Source organism: Grimontia sp. SpTr1 (genome assembly GCF_947387585.1).
Taxonomy (GTDB): Bacteria; Pseudomonadota; Gammaproteobacteria; order Enterobacterales; family Vibrionaceae; genus Enterovibrio; species Enterovibrio indicus.
Genome location: NZ_CANDOD010000002.1, coordinates 538,434 through 556,251, shown reverse-complemented (window position 1 = coordinate 556,251; position 17,818 = coordinate 538,434). Strand labels below are relative to the sequence as shown.

The following is a 17,818-nucleotide window of genomic DNA, read 5'->3' as shown; positions in this document are numbered from 1 at the left end:
ATCAAATAAGCGCAAATATTTATTGGAACGGGGACCATGCTGGGGCTCTCACCCGGCCATTGGTAGCTGGTAGTCTCGCTTTGAAGCGTCCATCAATGGACACCAAAGAAAGCACGTTATTACGCCCGTAAACTGAGCTGTAAATGACCATACTGCCGTTTGGCGCAAGGCTTGGAGATTCATCCAACATAGTTTTCGTTAGAATCTCAACAGCACCCGTTTGCAAATCTTGTTTTGCAATGTTGTAGCCTGAGTCCGAGCGGTGAACCATCACCAGGTATCTACCATCCGGGGTAAGTTGACCGCCGAGGTTCTGGCTACCTTGCCAAGTAATCCTATTGGTAGAACCATCGGCTAAATTTACTCGATAAATCTGTGGTTTACCACCCCGGTCTGAGGTAAAGATCAAAGACTGCCCGTCTGGATCCCAGAATGGTTCGGTGTTATTCGCACGGCCTTTAGTGATCTGGTCCATCTTGCGGGTCTTCAAATCCAACACGTAAACCTGAAGGCTGCCAGTTTTCGACAGTACCATCGCCAGTTTGCTGCCGTCCGGAGAGAAGCGTGGCGAACCGTTGTGACGTGGGAATGACGAAATCATTTCACGTTCACCGGTGTAGATATTCATCAGGAAAATCTGGGCCTGACCGTTCTCGAAACTCACGTAAGCCAACTGCTTGCCGTCAGGCGACCATGCTGGCGACATCAGTGGTTGCTTGGAACGAAGTACCAACAATTCGCTGTAGCCATCGTAGTCCGCAATACGAAGTTGGTAAGGATGTTCCGCTTTGTCATCGATAACCACATACGCAATGCGCGTCAGGAATGCCCCTTTTTCGCCCGTTAGCTTCTCGTAAACCAAATCAGAAATGCGGTGGGCGTATTGACGAAGCTGTTTGTCACCAACCACTTTGCGGTTGTTCAGCAACAAATGGTCTTTAGTCAGCACCAATTCGCCAGTTGTAGACAGCCCTTTACTCTGGCCGCCAGTCAACTGGCCGCGAACGATATCAATCAGTTGATAATTAATGAGGTATTTGCCATCAGCCGTTGGGCTGATGGTACCTGTTACCAACGCATCCACACCCATTGCAGTCCAGTCGTTAAAATCCACTTGCTCATCGTTGTATGGCGTTTGTGGCATTTTGTCGGTTGGTACTGGGCTAAACTTGCCGCTTCGTTGTAAATCCGAAGCCACGACCGCTGAAACATCCGTAGGAAGCTTGCCCTCACCTTCCCATTTGAAAGGAACAATGGCAATTGGGCGCGCGGAGCTAATACCGTCTGTAATGACAATTCTTAATTCAGCATACGCTGATGGTGCGAAAGCGATGATAAGCGCTATGGCACTGAATAGAATTCGTTTGAACATAAATACCCTTTATTGCTCTGGCCTGAACTCAAAAACAAACTCTAAAAATTGCTTTTTAACGTCTTCGTCTTCAGGCATTGGAAACGTACCTACTTCGAATATCGCTGAACTTCCTATGCGACAAGCAATTGAGTCGCCTTTGAGCTCTTGAACATCCAAAACAAGACCTGTTCTGGAAAGCTTCAACCTTAAATCACATATTTGACCGCTAGGCACAGCGTCTTTGTTGTACTTACTCGAGATACTTTGAGTGAAGATGCCTATGTAACGTGCAACCTCATCATTCACAAAACGTCCTCGAGCCGAATCGCGCGTGGCGGATTCCGACTCGAGACCGCTAAAAAGCTCGTTGAGGGCAGCCTCCTGCTCTGCCTGCTTGCGCTTCGCTTCTGCAGCTTTGCGCTCAGCTTCTTTACGCGCAGCTTCGGCTTTACGGGCTTCCTCTTCAGCTTTTTTCTTCTCAGCTAACTTACGCTGGCGTTCCTCTTCCGCTTTGCGTGCTTCTTCTTCAGCACGCTGCTTTTCGGCCAGTTTGCGTTGACGTTCTTCCTCAGCTTTACGTTGCTCTTCAACGGCGCGTTGGCGGTCTGCTTCTGCTTTCTTCGCCGCTTCTTCCGCTTTGCGTTGCTCCTCTACGCGACGAACACGCTCAGCTTCGGCTGCAGCCGCTTTTTCCTGAGCAATACGTGTAGCTTCTTCGGCTTTGCGCTGTTCTTCAGCGGCTCTTTTCTTGGCATCAGCAATACGCTTGCGCTCGACTTCCGCTTCACGGGCCTCTTTTTCAGCAGCCAGTTTTTCTGCTCTCAACTCACGCAGGCGTTTTTCTTCCTGCTCACGCTGCTGCTCAAGCAAATCAGCTTGCTGTTCCAAACGACGGAGACGATCGTCTTCCTGACGCTTGGCTTCATCCCGCTGCTGGCGAATTTTTCTCGCCTGCTCGTTCACCACACTTGGGTCTATGACGACAGCTTCAATGCTTTGCCCTACCGGTTGGTGCGAGACTTTCGTAAAGTCCGCCCCCCAAAGTAAGCCACCGAATAATGCAGCATGCAGCAATACAGAAACGAAAGTTGCGCCCGTGTAACTCGACTTCTGAGTGTTCTTCATTCCATCTCTCATGAATCAAGCGGTTCCGTCATCAAGCCGACTGATGAAACCCCAGCTTGGTTCAATGCGTCCAAGGTGAGAATGATTTCTGAATACGGCACGCGCCCATCACCACCAACAAGCACAGGTGATTTAGGGTTAATTTCTAGCTCTGCCTTCACGCGGATAAGTAGATCCTGAAGTGACAGACCGCGTTGCATGTCTCCGTTATTCACGGAAAGTCCCAAACCGCCGTTCTGATCAACTTCTACGATAATAAACGCGCCGCTGTCTTCTTCTTTTGCAAGCTCCGCCGCTGTTTTAGCATTCGATGTTTGTGGAAGATCCACATCTACACCCTGCGTAACAAAAGGCGCTGTCACCATGAAGATAATCAAGAGTACCAACATCACGTCAATGTATGGCACCACGTTGATTTCGGCGTTCATTTTCCGCCGTTTACGCTGGTAAGGCATACATTACTCCTTCGGTGAAGCAAACGCCTGACGGTGAAGAATGCTCGAAAACTCTTCCATGAAGTTGATGTAGTTGTTCTCAAGCTTGCCCACTTTCGCAGTAAATCGGTTGTACGCCATCACCGCTGGGATAGCAGCAAACAGACCCATTGCAGTTGCGACAAGTGCTTCTGCGATACCCGGTGCAACCATGGCAAGGGTCGCTTGCTTAACAGCACCCAGCGCAATAAATGCGTGCATGATGCCCCAAACCGTACCAAAGAGGCCGATGTATGGCGTGATTGAACCGACCGTTGCAAGGAATGGAAGATTGGTTTCCAACGATTCCACTTCTTTTGAGAGGGAAACGCGCATGGCACGGGAGGTGCCTTCCATCACAGCTTCCGGCACTTTGCCGTTGCTACGGTGAAGACGGGCAAATTCTTTAAAGCCAGAGTAGAAGATTTGCTCACTGCCTGACAGGTTGTCTTTGCGAGCCTGCACTTCCTGAAACAGTTGAGACAAGTCCATCCCGGACCAGAATCTGTCTTCAAAACGCTCCGCTTTCGATGACGCTTCTGAAAGCACCTGCGAACGCTTAATGATCATTGCCCAAGACACGACAGACATGCCCAGCAGAACCAACATGACTGCTTTAACCAGCAGACTCGCCTGCAAGAACAGATCAAGAATTGAAAGTTCAGCGCTCACTTAAAATCTCCGATTGAATCGATTTAGGGATAGATTTCGGCTTCATTTTCTCAGAATCGACACAGGCTACCTTAACGGTGGCACGACACAACACATCGCCTTCTGAATTCACCAAATCTTGACAGAATGTGAGGGTCGCCCGACGAACTTCAGGTACCGTTGTTTGAACGGTAAGTTCTTCGTCAAGCTTTGCGCCTTTGAGGAAATCGATGTCCATATGACGTACGACAAACGCCGTATGTTCTTCAAATAACGTATGTTGATGGACACCAATGCTGCGCAGAAGTTCTGTTCTCGCACGCTCGAAGTATTTGAGGTAGTTCGCATGATAGACGATCCCACCAGTATCAGTGTCTTCGTAGTAGATGCGAACAGGCCAGCAGAACGGATGGAGACTCCTCATCCTGATAATTACCTGAAATCCATAGTAAGGTTTAGCGAAATACTATAACTGACTTACTCAGTGTAATAAAAGCACCAAGCGACGAGGCTGGTCACGAATGGCGCAAAATAAAACAGCCCAGCTGTTTTAGGCCGGGCTGTCGGTAACAGAGTGTTACAACGGGATGTCAAAGAAATGCTTTTACAAGCACAAAACTCATCACTACCCACGCAAACGGTGGAAAGAAAACGAGCTGCCAAAGCCAGAATCGTGGTTTGAACGCCATACCGTGGATCATTCCGGTACAGGTTGCCCAAATCAGTGCAGGACCATTGGCAACAGTGAAGCCGCCAATCTTATCTGCGAAAGTCTGAGGATCCCACATGACTAACCCGCCGCATGTTAGCGCCATTGCCAGCGATAACAGCATGAGCACACGGATATGAAGACGGTCATGCAGACCGTCTAGCATAGTCGTGAACTTATTCTTCACTGTCACGATCCATGGCTTCAGTGTGTTCTAACCAAAGCGCATTGATAATACCGAACGAGCACGCCAGCAATACACCCAGAATCCAAGCGAAATACCACATGGTTAACTCCTTCTCTTAGTACAGTGAGGTTTTGTTTTCTTCGATGAACTTGTCATCAAGACGGCCGAACATCTTGTAGTAACACCATGCGGTGTAAGACAGGATGATTGGCACCATCACAATCGCAACGCCCGTCATAATGTTCAGCGTCAACTCGCTCGACGTCGCATCCCACATTGTTAGGCTGTGATCTGGGAACAAGCTAGAAGGCATCACGAATGGGAACATCGCAAAACCTGCCGTCAAAATCACTCCCGCAATCGCAAGGCTGTTGAACAAGAATGCAAAACCGTCATGCTCGAAACGTGCACATACAGCAACCAACAGTGGCATAAATACCGCCAACGCCGGTGCAGTCCACAGTAGCGGGTAAGCTTCGTAGTTATTGAACAGTGCACCGGTTAAGGTCATCACTTCTTTGTTCAATGGGTTCGACGTTGCATTGGTCATGATTTCACTGGTGATCACGTAACCTTCAATGCTTTGCGCCCAGAAGCCAGCAAGTGCAAAACATACCGCAGTCAGAATCGCAGAAATCTGAGCCACATTACGAGCACGAACATGCAGCGCATCAGTGGTTTTCATCTGAAGGTAAGTCGCGCCTTGCGTCACGATCATGAACAAGCTGACCAAGCCACATAGAATCGCAAACGGATTCAGCAAGCCAAAGAAAGAACCACGGTAAGTTGGGATCAGGAACTCGTTCAGTTCAAACGGTACACCTTGCAGCAGGTTACCAAATGCCACACCAAAGATGATTGGTGGCACAAAGCTACCCACAAAAATGCCCCAGTCCCAGGTTTTACGCCAGCGTGGGTCTTCAATTTTCGAACGATAGTCAAAACCAATTGGACGGAACCACAAAGCCGCCAGGGTCAGAATCAACGCCAGGTAGAAACCTGAGAACGACACCGCATACACCAAAGGCCACGCTGCGAACAGCGCACCACCAGCGGTGATCAACCATACCTGGTTACCATCCCAGTGAGGCGCAATGGAGTTAATCATCACGCGACGCTCGTTATCGGTTTTACCAATAACTGGCACCAACGCGCCGACACCCATATCAAAGCCATCGGTAATCGCGAAGCCGATCAGCAGAACACCAATCAGTGCCCACCAGATCAGACGCAGAATCTCGTATTCAAACATGTCTTACGCTCTCCTTATGCTTCAACTTGACGCGCAAGATCCGTTTCCGGGGTCTTTAGCTTTTCAAAGTGATAACGGCCTGTTTTTAGGCTGCTAGGGCCTAAGCGCGCGAATTTAACCATCAGGTACACTTCAGCAATCAAGAACACTGTGTACAGTGCAACGATCGCAACCAGTGAAGTGATAATTTCTGACGCAGGAAGGTTAGATGCTGCCATGTGTACTGGCAGAATTTCACCCACCGCCCAAGGCTGGCGACCATATTCAGCAACGAACCAACCCGCTTCACAGGCAATCCACGGCAATGGAATACCAAACAGAGCCAGTTTGAGAAGCCATGGTTTTTCATCGATTTTCTGGCGACAAGTCTGGTAGAACGCCATACCGAAGATGAACAGCATAGCGAAGCCACACGCTACCATGATGCGGAAGCTCCAGAATAGCGGTGCTACCTGTGGAATAGAGTCTTTTGCCGCTTGTTTGATTTGTGCTTCTGTCGCATCAACAACGTTTGGTGTTTGTTGTTTTAGCAGCAGACCAAAACCAAGGTCTTTCTTCACATCGTCAAATGCAGCCAGGTTTTCAGGTGTTTTATCACCTGCACGCAATTTCTCAAGCAAGCCGTAAGCAATCATACCGTTACGGATACGTGCTTCGTGCTCATCAACGATGTCATGTAGACCCGTCACTTGCTTATCGAAAGAACGCGTCGCGATGATACCCATCACGTACGGGATCTTGATCGCGTAATCCGTTTCCATGGTTTCTTGATTAGGGAAACCAAATACGGTGAAGGCAGCTGGTGCTGGCTCTGTGTGCCATTCCGCCTCGATTGCGGCCAGTTTGACTTTCTGAACGTCGCCCAGCTCATAGCCAGATTCATCACCCAGTACGATAGTAGACAGAATGCCCGCCATACCAAAAGATGCAGCAATCGCGAAAGAGCGGCGCGCAAACGCAACGTCACGGCCTTTCAACAGGTAGTAAGCACTGATACCCAGAACAAACATTGCACCTGTGGTGTAACCTGCCGCAACGGTGTGAACAAATTTCACCTGCGCAACCGGGTTAAGCACAACTTCAGCAAAGCTCACCATTTCCATTCGCATGCTTTCGAAGTTGAACTCAGCCCCTACAGGGTTTTGCATCCAGCCGTTAGCGACGAGAATCCAAAGCGCAGAAAAGTTGGAGCCAATGGCGGTCAGCCATGTGACGGTAAGGTGTTGGCGCTTGGAGAGACGGTCCCAACCGAAGAAGAACATACCGACAAGGGTAGATTCCAGGAAGAAGGCCATCAGCGCTTCGATAGCCAGAGGGGCACCGAAAATATCGCCGACATAGTGAGAATAGTATGCCCAGTTAGTACCAAACTGGAACTCCATAGTGAGGCCGGTAGCGACACCCAACGCGAAGTTAATACCAAACAGCTTACCCCAGAACTTGGTCATGTCCTTGTAGATCTGCTTATCGGTCATCACATACAACGACTCCATGATGGCTAGCAGGAATGCCATACCCAGAGTCAGTGGGACAAACAAGAAGTGATACATCGCAGTCAGTGCAAACTGGAACCGCGACAGATCAACAATATCAGTTAACATAGTAACTCCTTCATCGTCAGGCTGACTGACGCACGACACTTACGTATCGTTAAGTAAATGCTTAATCACCTGCGAGCCATACAGCTCGCGCTTAACTGAGCTTCCTTACGGGGACTGTGTAAACAGCCATCCCTCTTTATGTTGCACGAATGTGCCGCACTGGTTAGGATTTTGTTAAGCATCTCCTAATATAGTGCCAGCTAATACTAAACATTCTGGGGTCGAGCTTCAAAGCCTTTGGAGCAATCTCACATTGACTGCTGTCAAATTAATCAACTTCGGGCGTTTAAATCGCTTGAATTCAAGATCCAGATCAAAACAAAACCCAAATTAGACATCGGCAGATATTGAAACTTTCTAGCACGCGACATTTGCATTAGAAGTATTGTTCAGGGAGGAAAAATAGCAAAGGCTGACACTAGGCCAGCCTTTGAGGAAACAAAGAGAAGAGTCTTGTTACTCCGGCATATCAAAACCGAAATGCAGGTAAGCACGTTGGCTTGCAATACGCCCTCTTGGGGTGCGCTGCAAATAGCCTTGTTGGATAAGGTAAGGCTCTAATACATCTTCAATTGTGTCTTTGGCTTCACCAATTGCCGCGGCAAGGTTATCCAAACCAACCGGACCACCATCAAACTTCTCGATAATCGCCGTGAGAAGTTTTCTGTCCATGTAATCGAAACCTTGGTTATCGACATCCAACATATCCAACGCTTTTGATGCCACATCCGCATTGATACGGCCATCAGCTTTAACCTCGGCATAGTCGCGAACACGGCGAAGCAGACGGTTCGCAATACGCGGCGTGCCACGGGCACGACGAGCGATTTCAAACGCCCCTTCTTCATCCATATCCAGATTCAGGCAATTCGCGCTGCGTTGAACAATGCCTTTTAGGTCAGCAATGTTGTAGTACTCAAGGCGCTGCGTAATACCGAAGCGGTCACGCAGTGGCGAGGTCAACGAACCAGCACGTGTCGTTGCACCCACCAGCGTAAATGGCGGCAAGTCGATCTTGATAGAACGCGCAGCCGGGCCTTCACCAATCATGATATCCAGTTGGTAGTCTTCCATCGCTGGATACAACACTTCTTCCACGACAGGGCTCAAGCGGTGAATTTCATCAATGAAAAGCACATCGTTTGGCTCAAGATTGGTCAGAAGCGCCGCCAAGTCACCCGCTTTTTCCAGTACAGGACCAGAGGTCGTGCGAATGTTCACTTCCATTTCATTAGCAACAATATTTGCTAACGTGGTTTTACCCAGACCTGGAGGCCCAAAGATCAGCAAATGGTCGAGGGCTTCTTCACGTTTACGCGCCGCATGAATAAAGATTTCCATCTGATCACGGACGTGATCCTGACCTTGATAATCCGACAACATCTTCGGGCGAATAGCGCGGTCAATGACGTCGTCTTCACGGCTCGGAGGTACCGTGCCCATCAGTCGATCAGCTTCAATCATTCCAAATCACCCTATTAGACCATTGAACGCAGCGCATCACGGATGATCGCCTCGCTCTTCATGCCATCAACGGCCACTTGCTTGACCACTTTCTCAGCCTGTGCAGCTTTGTAGCCCAGTGCGATAAGCGCGCTGATCGCTTCATCTTTAGGATCATTCGATGCAGCAACAACGGTTTCATTGCTTGCCGCACGGCGGGCTGCAGCATCGGCATGTGGGGTAAACAGGTCGAAGGCATGCCAGTTTTTCAGGCGATCACGCATTTCGATCACCAAACGCTCTGCGGTTTTCTTACCTACGCCAGGGATTTTCACCAGAGTAGACACATCTTCGCGCTCTACGCTGTCGACAAATTGAGTTGCCGTCATACCGGAAAGAATCGCCAGGCCCAGTTTAGGACCGACGCCATTGGCTTTGATGACTTCGCGGAATAAAGCACGTTCGATGGTGGTGTTAAACCCGTAGAGGAGCTGCGCGTCTTCACGCACAACGAAGTGAGTATAAATAATCGCTTCTTCACCCACTTCTGGCAATTCATAGAAGCAGCTCATAGGCATGCTGACTTCATAACCAACGCCATTAACTTCCAGCAGGATTTCAGGGGGTTGCTTTTCAAGCAAAATTCCGCGTAATCGGCCAATCACAATCAAAACTCAAATTGTTGCTAATAATTGTGGTTAGGATAATGAACAACTGGATAGATATCCAGTTTTAAAGCCGAGCATGTACTTGAAATGGCTATGCGATCAGACTAATCCAACCCACTGCATGGTGTAACGAATGAAGTAGGCAAGTGCCGTCACAGCCAATACACCAGCCAGCCACAAGCCGATAAACCACGCAAACGCCTTGCTCTGTTTATTCATGGTATCCCTCGTCTGCTCTGACCTTCCCGCGGAACACCCAGTAGGAATAGGCAGAATAAATGATGATGATTGGCAGCAAAACCACAGCGCCAGCAAGCAAGAATGTAAGGCTATTGTCTGGTGCAGCCGCATCCCAAAGGGTCACCGCCCTTGGCACCATGTAAGGGAATATACTGATGGCAAAACCAGCGAACGCCATCAGGTAAATCATCAGTGTCCAACAGTAAGCTGCACCAGCCCTTCGCGTACCCAACGCATGCCACAGTTGATAAGCTGCAAACGCTGAAATGGCCGGAATAAGGAAAAAGCCGGCAGCGTTCGGGAAAGTGAACCATCTCGCGGCGATATCGCTGGAGATAAACGGAAGCCAAACACTCACCACACCGATGGCTCCGAGGAACAAGAGGGTAAGTTTTTTGCACTTTGGAAAGAGCTTTTCTTCGATACTCCCGGAAGTCTTAATTAGTAGCCAGCAGCCACCGAGCAAGGTATATCCTGCCGTTACTGCAAGACCGCAGAAGAGAGAAAAAGGCGTCAGCCAGTCAAACCAGCCCCCAGCGTATTGCCTATCTGCAACTTCAATTCCTTGTAACAAGGTGCCGAGAATCATCCCTTGAGAAAAGGTTGCTACCATCGAACCGCCCGCGAAAGACCAGTCCCATAGGTAACGGCCTTTTTTGGTTCGATAGCGGTATTCAAACGCAACACCACGGAATATGAGGCCAATCAGCATCGCAATGATTGGTGCGTAGACTGCAGGCATGATGATGGCATACGCCAAAGGGAATACCGCAAACAGGCCTCCCCCCCCCAATACCAGCCAAGTTTCATTGCCATCCCAGATGGGGGCAATAGAGTTCATTGCGGCATCTTTTTCGTCATCATTGAGCGAAGGAAACAGTATGCCAACACCAAGGTCGAAGCCATCAAGAATGACGTAGGCAAATACGGCAAAAGCGATTATCACTGCCCAGATAAGTGCGTAATCCATTATGACTCCTTACCTGAGACGGGCTCTGGATTCACAGTAATATCTTTGGTTGAGTTACCATGTGAAAGCCGGGTGACAATGCGCCCATCCAAATCCTGCTCGTATTTGGTCGGCGATTTTCTCATCAGTTTCAGTAGGTAGTAGATACCCGCACCAAATATCACGAAATAGACCACCACGAACACAGCGAGCGAAGCACCAACCGCACTGGCATCAATCGGCGACACGGATTCTGACGTTCGGAGTAATCCGTATACCGTGTATGGCTGACGTCCCACTTCGGTAGTCACCCACCCTGCCAATATCGCCAAAAAGCCACAAGGCGCGGCATATACGCAGGTCCTTAGGAACCATGACGTTTCATACAGGGTTTTCTTATAACGCAGCCACAGAGACACCAACCCCATACCCAGCATTAAGAAACCAATAGCCACCATAATTCGGAAACTCCAGAACACAGTAGCAACTGGCGGCCTCTCTTCTGGCGGGACAGACTTTAGACCTTTTATCTCGCCATCAATAGAATGGGTAAGAATGATGCTGCCCAACTTTGGAATCTCGACTTTGTAATCAACTGTTTCGGTCTGTTCATTTGGAATACCAAACAGGATAAGGGGCGCGCCTTTTTGGGTTTCAAAGTGTCCTTCCATGGCGGCCACTTTCATAGGCTGATGTTCAAGCGTGTTGAGACCATGAAGGTCACCCGCGACAATTTGTATGGGTGTGACCAAAACCGCCATCCACATACCCATCGAAAGGCTTATCCGCCCCAGCTCATTGTGTGGCGCGCGCAGTAAATGCCAAGCACCGACACCTGCCACCATAAAGGCCGTTGTCAGATACGCAGCGATGACCATGTGGACGAGGCGGTACGGGAAGGACGGATTGAACACGACTTCGAACCAGTCTGTGACGATAAATTGGCCTTTGTCATTGAAATCAAACCCAGCGGGGGTTTGCATCCAACTGTTTACTGACAGTATCCATGTGGCGGACAGTAAAGTGCCAAACGCTACGACTGCAACGGCCAGGAAATGAAGTTTAGGACCGACACGCTCGCGACCAAAAAGCATGATGCCGAGAAAACCCGCCTCGAGGAAAAACGCGGTGAGCACTTCATAACCCATCAAAGGTCCAAGCACTGGGCCGGTTTTGTCGGAGAAGACACCCCAATTCGTGCCGAACTGGTAACTCATGACGATACCGCTCACCACACCCATACCGAACGTGACGGCAAAAATTTTTGTCCAGTACTTAGAAAGCTCAAGGTATTGGTGCTGCTTGGTTTTCAAGTGCAGCGCTTCCAGCACCGTGATGTAGCTGGCAAGCCCGATAGAAAAGGCAGGAAATATGATGTGAAAAGACACGGTGAACGCGAACTGAATTCGCGCCAGGTCTATGGCAAGCTCCGACATACCCAACTCCACGAAACGTGAGTGACCCTAGTTGGAACGTCAAGATTTACGACTGAGATCACTTTTATGGAGAATTCATCATCAGAGGCGGCTTACCTAATAGAGGAATAAAAAAAGCGAGCCACGCTCGCTTTTTAGTGTCAGGTTGAGGCTTAGTGTTTCGCTTAGAAAATGCAGTGTTTTGCAAAATCAGTCGCTTCATTGGTCGACCAATCGCCTTTTGGTTTTTCTTTTAGCTCTTTGCACCACTCTTCACTGCCCACTTCCGGTGAACAGCCAGCAATCACAAACAGCACTGCAAATACAGCCAACAGCTTTTTCATCTTTGAATCCTATCCTTTCGAGTTATTTTCAACACTGCATCAGACTAACTACTCATCTGTAAAGTCACTCTGATAAGTAATGGAATTCACCCGTCATTCGCCGACAATTTTTGCCGGTATTTCCTCGGTAGCAGACACCAACTGCAACGCAGCGAATTCGCGATAAAGTGGAGACGAAGCCATCAATTCATCATGTGTTCCTGTGGCGACGATTTGCCCTTTATCCATTACCAGAATCTTGTCTGCATTAACCACGGTTGCCAGACGGTGAGCAATTACTATCGATGTTTTGTGCGACATAAGCTCATCAAGCGCTGATTTCACTTTGTGTTCACTCACGGCATCCAGCGCACTGGTGGCCTCATCCAGGAGGAGAATTGGGCGGTCTGCCAATATCGCGCGAGCTATTGAAATACGTTGCTTCTGACCACCTGACAAACGCACGCCACGTTCACCCAACTCAATATGATAACCATCAGGAAACTCCACGATAAAGTCATGCGCTCTCGCCGCTTTACAGGCAGCTATCACAGCTTCTTCGCTGGCTTCAGGCGCGCCATAACGCACGTTCTCAAGCACAGTGGTCGCGAAAATGACCGACTCTTGCGGTACCAGCGCAAATTGCTTTCTCAAGGTTTCAATCGAGAGGTCTGAAATGCTGACGCCATCAATATCAATGTGCCCTTCCTGAACATCAAAAAAGCGTTGAAGCAGTGCAAAAACAGTACTTTTCCCGGCTCCGCTTGGGCCAACCAACGCGATACGCTCGCCCGCTTTCACATCAAAAGAGAGTGAATGAAACACCGGAAGGTTTTCGTCACCGGGATAGGCGAAAGAGACACCATCAAAACGGACTGTGCCTGAAACGGGTTCCGTTAACTGGCGGGGGCTCTGTGGCTCCTGAATGTCCTGCTCCATTTGGGATAATTCAATCAGGCGTTCAGTCGCACCGGCTGCACGTTGAATGTCCCCAATCACTTCGCCAATGGTGGCCACACCACCCGCCACTAACAAGGCATAAAACATAAAGGCTGACAGCTGGCCTGCGGTCAATGAGCTGTCCAAAACGCTCAATGCGCCAACCCAAGTGACCAGCACAATCGCTACAATAGAGAGAAACACCACAGAGCCCATTAAGGTCGCGCGGTAGCGGATACGCGTTTTGGCAGCATCCATAACCGACTCGACGCGACCATTGAAATGATGAGCATCAGCCTCTTCATGGCTGTAAGATTGGACAGTGCGAATTTCATGGAGCGTTTCATCCACATGGGCGCCAAGATCAGCCACCCGGTCTTGACTCACACGAGCCAGTCGACGCACTTTACGCCCCAACACGAAAATCGGCACCAAGACGACTGGCACCGCGAGCAACACAAGTCCAGTCAACGTGATGCTGGTAAATGCCATCATTACCAAACCGCCGATCACAGATACCCCAGAGCGCAGTGCCATTGAAAGACTGGAACCCACTACCGTCTGCAGGAGCGTTGTGTCTGCGGTAAATCGACTGATGACTTCACCGGTTCTTTCTTTGGCGTAAAACGAAGGTGAGAGTTTGAGAAGATGGTGATACACCGTCATGCGGATATCCGCACTAACACGTTCACCAAGCCAGCTCATCAGGTAAAAACGACAGAAAGTGGCAAAACCACTCACCACAGTAATACCCAGAATCACCAACACCAATTTATTTAACTCGTTGGCATTGCCGGAGAGAAAGCCTTCATCAACAACAAGCTTCACAGCTTGCCCAAGAGCCAGCCAGCTTAGGGAGCCAAGGAAAAGGAAGAAAACTGCAGCGATAACTTTGCTGCGATAAGGCAGTAGATAAGCAGCAATCCATTTAAGGACTGAGCGGGTACTCGAAGACTGTTGGGAATTTTGCTGGGACAAGATAATCACTCTCTCGCTTTCTATCGCTATTGGCTACCACGTTACAACAAGTTGCGATGCTCAGCGAGAGAGTAAACCGAGATTAATCGACTTCTTCGCGGTCACCTTTTCTTGTTTGATAAAGCAAGAATGCCGCCGACAGCCAAACCAAACATGCCATCACAAACAAGGTGCCGCCGTCGTTTCCAACCACTTCACCTGCCTCATTAAACGCTGGCTGCGCAACACCGATTGGTGTAAACAAGTGGAAGAAAATCGCGCCAGTCATAGTACCAACAGCCATCAGAGCGCCCAAAGCATGAAGACGTGTAAACAGTAGAATCGAGGCGATCAGTTCAACAATACCTACCATATAAGCGCCGTATTTGCCGAACCAAGCCAGTCCAGACCAATCTCCCAGCGTACCGAAAATAAACTCAGTTTCCGGTGAACCCGAAAACTTGAAGAACAGCGACTGAATAAACACAAACGCGATAAAGATGCACAAGCCTGTTTTTAAGTATTTCATGGTTATCCCTTAAGTGAAAATTCTCTTATTAACAGTAGATTGTCTTTAGAGGGTTTCCATTTCACCTCAATGAGAAACTCATACTTTTTTCGTTTTTAAACTGGTTAACAACTTGCACTGGCTCGACTTTTATAGGCGCACAACGTTACCCGCATCGCAAGCCTATCAATCAGTAAAGCTTCCTCAGCCAACCCAATTAAAGTATGAACCGCAATATTCGATTAAAGGAATAATACAATGAGAGTTAAAGGAATTTTAACCACAATGGTTTCCCTCTTTCTAGCGGGATGTGGTGGTGGCGGTTCATCTTCAGGCAACGCATCCACCCCACTTTCAAGCGTGTCATTTTCTGATCCAGCTCTTCAAGCTTGTGTATCAGACTCTGGTGCTTCCAACATCGAGAACATAGAAATTCTGGAGTGCACAGGAAAAGGAATTAAAGATCTCAGCGGAATTGAAGTCCTCTCTAGCATGTACATTTTAGATGTATCAGGCAATGAGTTAAGTTCGCTAGACGTCTCGGGGATGACTAACCTAGCTTCGATATATGCAAACGATAATCAGCTAGAGAACGTTGCACTGCCAGCATCCAAGTCTCTGCAATATTTAGATTTGAGTGATAACTTGTTAACAGCTATCGATGTATCCTCCTTCCCCGACCTCTTACTGTTCGATGCTGGGGGTAACTCTCTTAGCGCCATCGATGTGTCTGTAAATACAAAACTAGAGAAACTCACACTTGATGACAATGGCATTACCAATTTAGACCTTTCAAGTAACGCTCAACTTAAAGAACTTAATATCAATGATAATCAGATCACTGACTTAAACTTGTCTTCCAATACCGCATTGATTTCTGTTCTAGCTTTTTCAAACAAGATTGCGACATTTACAGAACCTAATAGCAACTCTCTGGATAGTCTATTCCTAAGCAGTAATGAGCTTGCAGAATTTAACTTAAGTCAAAACACTCAAGTTACACAATTAGCATTATCGGACAACAACCTTTCGTCTCTGGACGTATCGACACTTACAAATTTGGACTTTCTGGAAATTTCAGGAAATGGGGTAGGGAATATCGATTTAAGTCAAAACCCGTTATTAGAGGTTCTTGACGTCTCTGGTACTGCGGCAACTAGTCTTGATGTCACTAATAATCCAAAGATTTACTCGCTACTGGCCTCAAACAACCAACTGACAAATATCGATGTTTCAGGTAACCCTAACTTACTTTGGCTCAGTGTCAGCATGAACCAATTAACATCAGTCGATTTAAACAATAATCCTAGACTTGAGTCTTTCACTGGGTGGTCGAATCAGATCACATCAATTAATTTCACGTCTAACCCGAAAATTGACTCAATTCAGTTAATTGCTAACCCCCTGAATGATGATACAAAGCAGCATCTAGAGACTCTTAGAAGTAACGGAGTTACAGTAAGCTACTAAATCATTCAGAAAAAAAGCAGCCATTTGGCTGCTTTTTTATCAAGCGAAAACTATCTATACCGCCCGCGCCTTGCGCTCTTCGCCTGCCCAGCCATAGCCACCAGCGTATGATTGGTGTGGGCGTGACAAATCGCGACGGCTAGGGCATCTGCCGCATCGGCTTGTGGCGTTGACGGCAGTTTCAGCATGTGGACGACCATGTGCTGAACCTGCTTCTTATCTGCACTACCTTTACCAACCACGGCCTGCTTGATCAAGCGGGCAGCGTACTCGGAAACTGGCAAACCCGCATTTACCGCAGCAACAATGGCGCTTCCGCGTGCCTGACCAAGCTTAAGTGCTGAATCCGCGTTGCGCGCCATAAACACTTGCTCGATGGCAAACGTATCCGGCTGGAACTGGGTAATCACTTCGCTGACACCAGCATAAATCTGGCCTAATCGCCCGGCCAAATCTTCAGAATCTGTACGGATACAACCGCTGCCAAGATATTCCAGATGTCTGCCTTGATGGCGGATCACGCCGTAGCCAGTGATCCGCGAACCCGGGTCAATCCCGAGAATAATAGCCACGTATGATTATTCCAGTGTTGCTGCGACTTCGTCAGAAATATCGCCGTTGTGGTAGACCTCTTGAACGTCATCAAGATCTTCAAGTGCATCAATCAGACGAAGCAGTTTAGGTGCTGTGGTTTCATCCAAGTCTGCTTTAGTCGAAGGAACGAGCGTGACTTCTGCGTTTTGTGCTTCAAAACCAGCCGCATCCAGCGCATCTTTCACCGCACCGAACTCTGCAGGTGTTGTGTAAACGTCCATCGAGCCATCGTCATGAGTCTCAACGTCATCCGCACCACCTTCCAGCGCTGCTTCCATCACTGAGTCTTCATCCAGACCTGCCGCGTAAGAAATGACCCCTTTTTTATCGAACAGGTAGCTCACGCTTCCGTCAGTGCCCAGATTTCCGCCCGCTTTAGAGAACGCATGACGGACACCGGACACTGTGCGGTTACGGTTATCTGTCATACATTCAACCATGACTGCGGTTCCTGCTGGACCGTAACCTTCATAGATCACGGTTTCCATGTTCTCTTCGCCTTCACCACCCGCACCACGCGTAACAGCGCGATTAACGGTGTCTCGGGTCATGTTGTTTGACAGCGCTTTATCAATCGCAGCGCGCAAACGAGGGTTATTCTCTGGCTCAGGACCGCCTTCTTTAGTCGCAACCACAATTTCACGAATTAGCTTGGTGAAAATTTTACCGCGCTTGGCATCTTGCGCAGCTTTACGGTGTTTGATGTTAGCGAATTTACTATGACCTGCCATCCCCTCTCTCCTCTCTTTTCTCAAGCCCTCAAAGCATTATTGCCAATAGCTTCAGACTCGACATACCTTAAGCGAAAGAAGGTGGAGCTTAAAGTAAAAACATCACTCGATTACCATATTTGGTGAACATATAGCCATCTATTAAACATATAAAAATCAATGAGTCCACAAAGAATAGGGTCACACAGAAAGGATAAAATCCAAGCGAAACATGTTTAAGTGCTAATAG

The 17,818-nt window shown here is 48.5% G+C and carries 20 protein-coding genes; 1 reads left to right on the top strand and 19 read right to left on the bottom strand.

Going from position 1 to position 17,818, the window contains the following annotated elements:
• Nucleotides 1–19 precede the first annotated feature (19 nt).
• The 17 genes from tolB to QL223_RS06640 form a co-directional block, all read right to left on the bottom strand.
• Nucleotides 20–1,372 (bottom strand): Tol-Pal system beta propeller repeat protein TolB, encoded by a 1,353-nt coding sequence (gene tolB, locus QL223_RS06720; RefSeq protein WP_281544258.1) that lies wholly within the window; start codon nucleotides 1,370–1,372, stop codon nucleotides 20–22.
• A 9-nt stretch (nucleotides 1,373–1,381) separates the two neighbouring features.
• Nucleotides 1,382–2,479, bottom strand: a complete 1,098-nt coding sequence (tolA, locus tag QL223_RS06715) for a cell envelope integrity protein TolA (RefSeq protein WP_281544257.1) — start codon at nucleotides 2,477–2,479, stop codon at nucleotides 1,382–1,384.
• Nucleotides 2,480–2,487: 8 nt separating this feature from the next.
• Complete coding sequence (gene tolR, locus QL223_RS06710) at nucleotides 2,488–2,934, bottom strand: protein TolR (RefSeq protein ID WP_002538441.1); 447 nt, start codon at nucleotides 2,932–2,934, stop codon at nucleotides 2,488–2,490.
• Between the two features lie 3 nt (nucleotides 2,935–2,937).
• Nucleotides 2,938–3,624: a protein TolQ gene (gene tolQ, locus QL223_RS06705; protein ID WP_046306749.1), complete on the bottom strand. Its 687-nt coding sequence runs from the start codon at nucleotides 3,622–3,624 to the stop codon at nucleotides 2,938–2,940.
• Nucleotides 3,614–4,027, bottom strand: coding sequence for a tol-pal system-associated acyl-CoA thioesterase (gene ybgC / locus QL223_RS06700; RefSeq protein ID WP_039849944.1), 414 nt, complete (start codon nucleotides 4,025–4,027; stop codon nucleotides 3,614–3,616). The genes tolQ and ybgC overlap by 11 nt, the downstream gene beginning before the upstream one ends.
• A gap of 166 nt (nucleotides 4,028–4,193) precedes the next feature.
• Nucleotides 4,194–4,478 carry a cyd operon YbgE family protein gene (locus QL223_RS06695; RefSeq protein WP_002538444.1) on the bottom strand — a complete coding sequence of 95 codons (285 nt, stop codon included), beginning with the start codon at nucleotides 4,476–4,478 and terminating at the stop codon, nucleotides 4,194–4,196.
• Between the two features lie 10 nt (nucleotides 4,479–4,488).
• The gene (cydX, locus tag QL223_RS06690; RefSeq protein ID WP_039849945.1) at nucleotides 4,489–4,599 is read right to left on the bottom strand and encodes a cytochrome bd-I oxidase subunit CydX; all 111 of its coding nucleotides are present in this window, start codon (nucleotides 4,597–4,599) and stop codon (nucleotides 4,489–4,491) included.
• 15 nt (nucleotides 4,600–4,614) lie between these two features.
• The gene (gene cydB, locus QL223_RS06685) at nucleotides 4,615–5,751 is read right to left on the bottom strand and encodes a cytochrome d ubiquinol oxidase subunit II (RefSeq protein WP_281544256.1); all 1,137 of its coding nucleotides are present in this window, start codon (nucleotides 5,749–5,751) and stop codon (nucleotides 4,615–4,617) included.
• 14 nt (nucleotides 5,752–5,765) lie between these two features.
• Entirely contained in the window at nucleotides 5,766–7,352 is a 1,587-nt protein-coding gene (cydA, locus tag QL223_RS06680; RefSeq protein ID WP_002538446.1) for a cytochrome ubiquinol oxidase subunit I, read from the bottom strand.
• A gap of 456 nt (nucleotides 7,353–7,808) precedes the next feature.
• Nucleotides 7,809–8,816 carry a Holliday junction branch migration DNA helicase RuvB gene (gene ruvB / locus QL223_RS06675; protein ID WP_002538447.1) on the bottom strand — a complete coding sequence of 336 codons (1,008 nt, stop codon included), beginning with the start codon at nucleotides 8,814–8,816 and terminating at the stop codon, nucleotides 7,809–7,811.
• Nucleotides 8,817–8,830: 14 nt separating this feature from the next.
• Nucleotides 8,831–9,460: a Holliday junction branch migration protein RuvA gene (ruvA, locus tag QL223_RS06670; RefSeq protein WP_039849946.1), complete on the bottom strand. Its 630-nt coding sequence runs from the start codon at nucleotides 9,458–9,460 to the stop codon at nucleotides 8,831–8,833.
• Between the two features lie 102 nt (nucleotides 9,461–9,562).
• A complete protein-coding gene (locus tag QL223_RS06665; RefSeq protein WP_002538449.1) occupies nucleotides 9,563–9,682 on the bottom strand; it encodes a DUF2474 family protein in 120 nt (39 codons plus the stop codon).
• A complete protein-coding gene (gene cydB / locus QL223_RS06660; protein WP_002538450.1) occupies nucleotides 9,675–10,673 on the bottom strand; it encodes a cytochrome d ubiquinol oxidase subunit II in 999 nt (332 codons plus the stop codon). Before cydB (QL223_RS06660) ends, QL223_RS06665 begins: the two co-directional genes overlap by 8 nt.
• Nucleotides 10,673–12,088 (bottom strand): cytochrome ubiquinol oxidase subunit I, encoded by a 1,416-nt coding sequence (locus tag QL223_RS06655; protein WP_281544255.1) that lies wholly within the window; start codon nucleotides 12,086–12,088, stop codon nucleotides 10,673–10,675. Before QL223_RS06655 ends, cydB (QL223_RS06660) begins: the two co-directional genes overlap by 1 nt.
• A gap of 164 nt (nucleotides 12,089–12,252) precedes the next feature.
• Nucleotides 12,253–12,411, bottom strand: a complete 159-nt coding sequence (locus QL223_RS06650) for a DUF3012 domain-containing protein (RefSeq protein WP_002538453.1) — start codon at nucleotides 12,409–12,411, stop codon at nucleotides 12,253–12,255.
• A 93-nt stretch (nucleotides 12,412–12,504) separates the two neighbouring features.
• Nucleotides 12,505–14,316, bottom strand: a complete 1,812-nt coding sequence (locus QL223_RS06645; protein WP_281544254.1) for an ABC transporter transmembrane domain-containing protein — start codon at nucleotides 14,314–14,316, stop codon at nucleotides 12,505–12,507.
• Nucleotides 14,317–14,389: 73 nt separating this feature from the next.
• A complete protein-coding gene (locus QL223_RS06640; protein WP_002538457.1) occupies nucleotides 14,390–14,815 on the bottom strand; it encodes a hypothetical protein in 426 nt (141 codons plus the stop codon).
• A 237-nt stretch (nucleotides 14,816–15,052) separates the two neighbouring features.
• Here QL223_RS06640 and QL223_RS06635 point away from each other — a divergent pair, with 237 nt between their 5' ends.
• Nucleotides 15,053–16,264 (top strand): hypothetical protein, encoded by a 1,212-nt coding sequence (locus tag QL223_RS06635; RefSeq protein ID WP_281544253.1) that lies wholly within the window; start codon nucleotides 15,053–15,055, stop codon nucleotides 16,262–16,264.
• Between the two features lie 50 nt (nucleotides 16,265–16,314).
• Here the strand turns inward: QL223_RS06635 and ruvC are convergent, their stop codons facing one another.
• Complete coding sequence (gene ruvC / locus QL223_RS06630) at nucleotides 16,315–16,836, bottom strand: crossover junction endodeoxyribonuclease RuvC (protein WP_002538460.1); 522 nt, start codon at nucleotides 16,834–16,836, stop codon at nucleotides 16,315–16,317.
• 6 nt (nucleotides 16,837–16,842) lie between these two features.
• Nucleotides 16,843–17,589, bottom strand: a complete 747-nt coding sequence (locus QL223_RS06625; protein WP_281544252.1) for a YebC/PmpR family DNA-binding transcriptional regulator — start codon at nucleotides 17,587–17,589, stop codon at nucleotides 16,843–16,845.
• Nucleotides 17,590–17,818 lie beyond the last annotated feature (229 nt).

Bases quoted from the DNA above. Each gene is read 5' to 3' on its own strand.
- tolB (WP_281544258.1), bottom strand. From the start codon at position 1,372: ATGTTCAAACGAATTCTATTCAGTGCCATAGCGCTTATCATCGCTTTC.
- tolA (WP_281544257.1), bottom strand. From the start codon at position 2,479: ATGAAGAACACTCAGAAGTCGAGTTACACGGGCGCAACTTTCGTTTCT.
- tolR (WP_002538441.1), bottom strand. From the start codon at position 2,934: ATGCCTTACCAGCGTAAACGGCGGAAAATGAACGCCGAAATCAACGTG.
- ybgC (WP_039849944.1), bottom strand. From the start codon at position 4,027: ATGAGGAGTCTCCATCCGTTCTGCTGGCCTGTTCGCATCTACTACGAA.
- QL223_RS06695 (WP_002538444.1), bottom strand. From the start codon at position 4,478: ATGCTAGACGGTCTGCATGACCGTCTTCATATCCGTGTGCTCATGCTG.
- cydX (WP_039849945.1), bottom strand. From the start codon at position 4,599: ATGTGGTATTTCGCTTGGATTCTGGGTGTATTGCTGGCGTGCTCGTTC.
- cydB (WP_281544256.1), bottom strand. From the start codon at position 5,751: ATGTTTGAATACGAGATTCTGCGTCTGATCTGGTGGGCACTGATTGGT.
- cydA (WP_002538446.1), bottom strand. From the start codon at position 7,352: ATGTTAACTGATATTGTTGATCTGTCGCGGTTCCAGTTTGCACTGACT.
- ruvB (WP_002538447.1), bottom strand. From the start codon at position 8,816: ATGATTGAAGCTGATCGACTGATGGGCACGGTACCTCCGAGCCGTGAA.
- QL223_RS06665 (WP_002538449.1), bottom strand. From the start codon at position 9,682: ATGAATAAACAGAGCAAGGCGTTTGCGTGGTTTATCGGCTTGTGGCTG.
- cydB (WP_002538450.1), bottom strand. From the start codon at position 10,673: ATGGATTACGCACTTATCTGGGCAGTGATAATCGCTTTTGCCGTATTT.
- QL223_RS06655 (WP_281544255.1), bottom strand. From the start codon at position 12,088: ATGTCGGAGCTTGCCATAGACCTGGCGCGAATTCAGTTCGCGTTCACC.
- QL223_RS06650 (WP_002538453.1), bottom strand. From the start codon at position 12,411: ATGAAAAAGCTGTTGGCTGTATTTGCAGTGCTGTTTGTGATTGCTGGC.
- QL223_RS06640 (WP_002538457.1), bottom strand. From the start codon at position 14,815: ATGAAATACTTAAAAACAGGCTTGTGCATCTTTATCGCGTTTGTGTTT.
- QL223_RS06635 (WP_281544253.1), top strand. From the start codon at position 15,053: ATGAGAGTTAAAGGAATTTTAACCACAATGGTTTCCCTCTTTCTAGCG.
- QL223_RS06625 (WP_281544252.1), bottom strand. From the start codon at position 17,589: ATGGCAGGTCATAGTAAATTCGCTAACATCAAACACCGTAAAGCTGCG.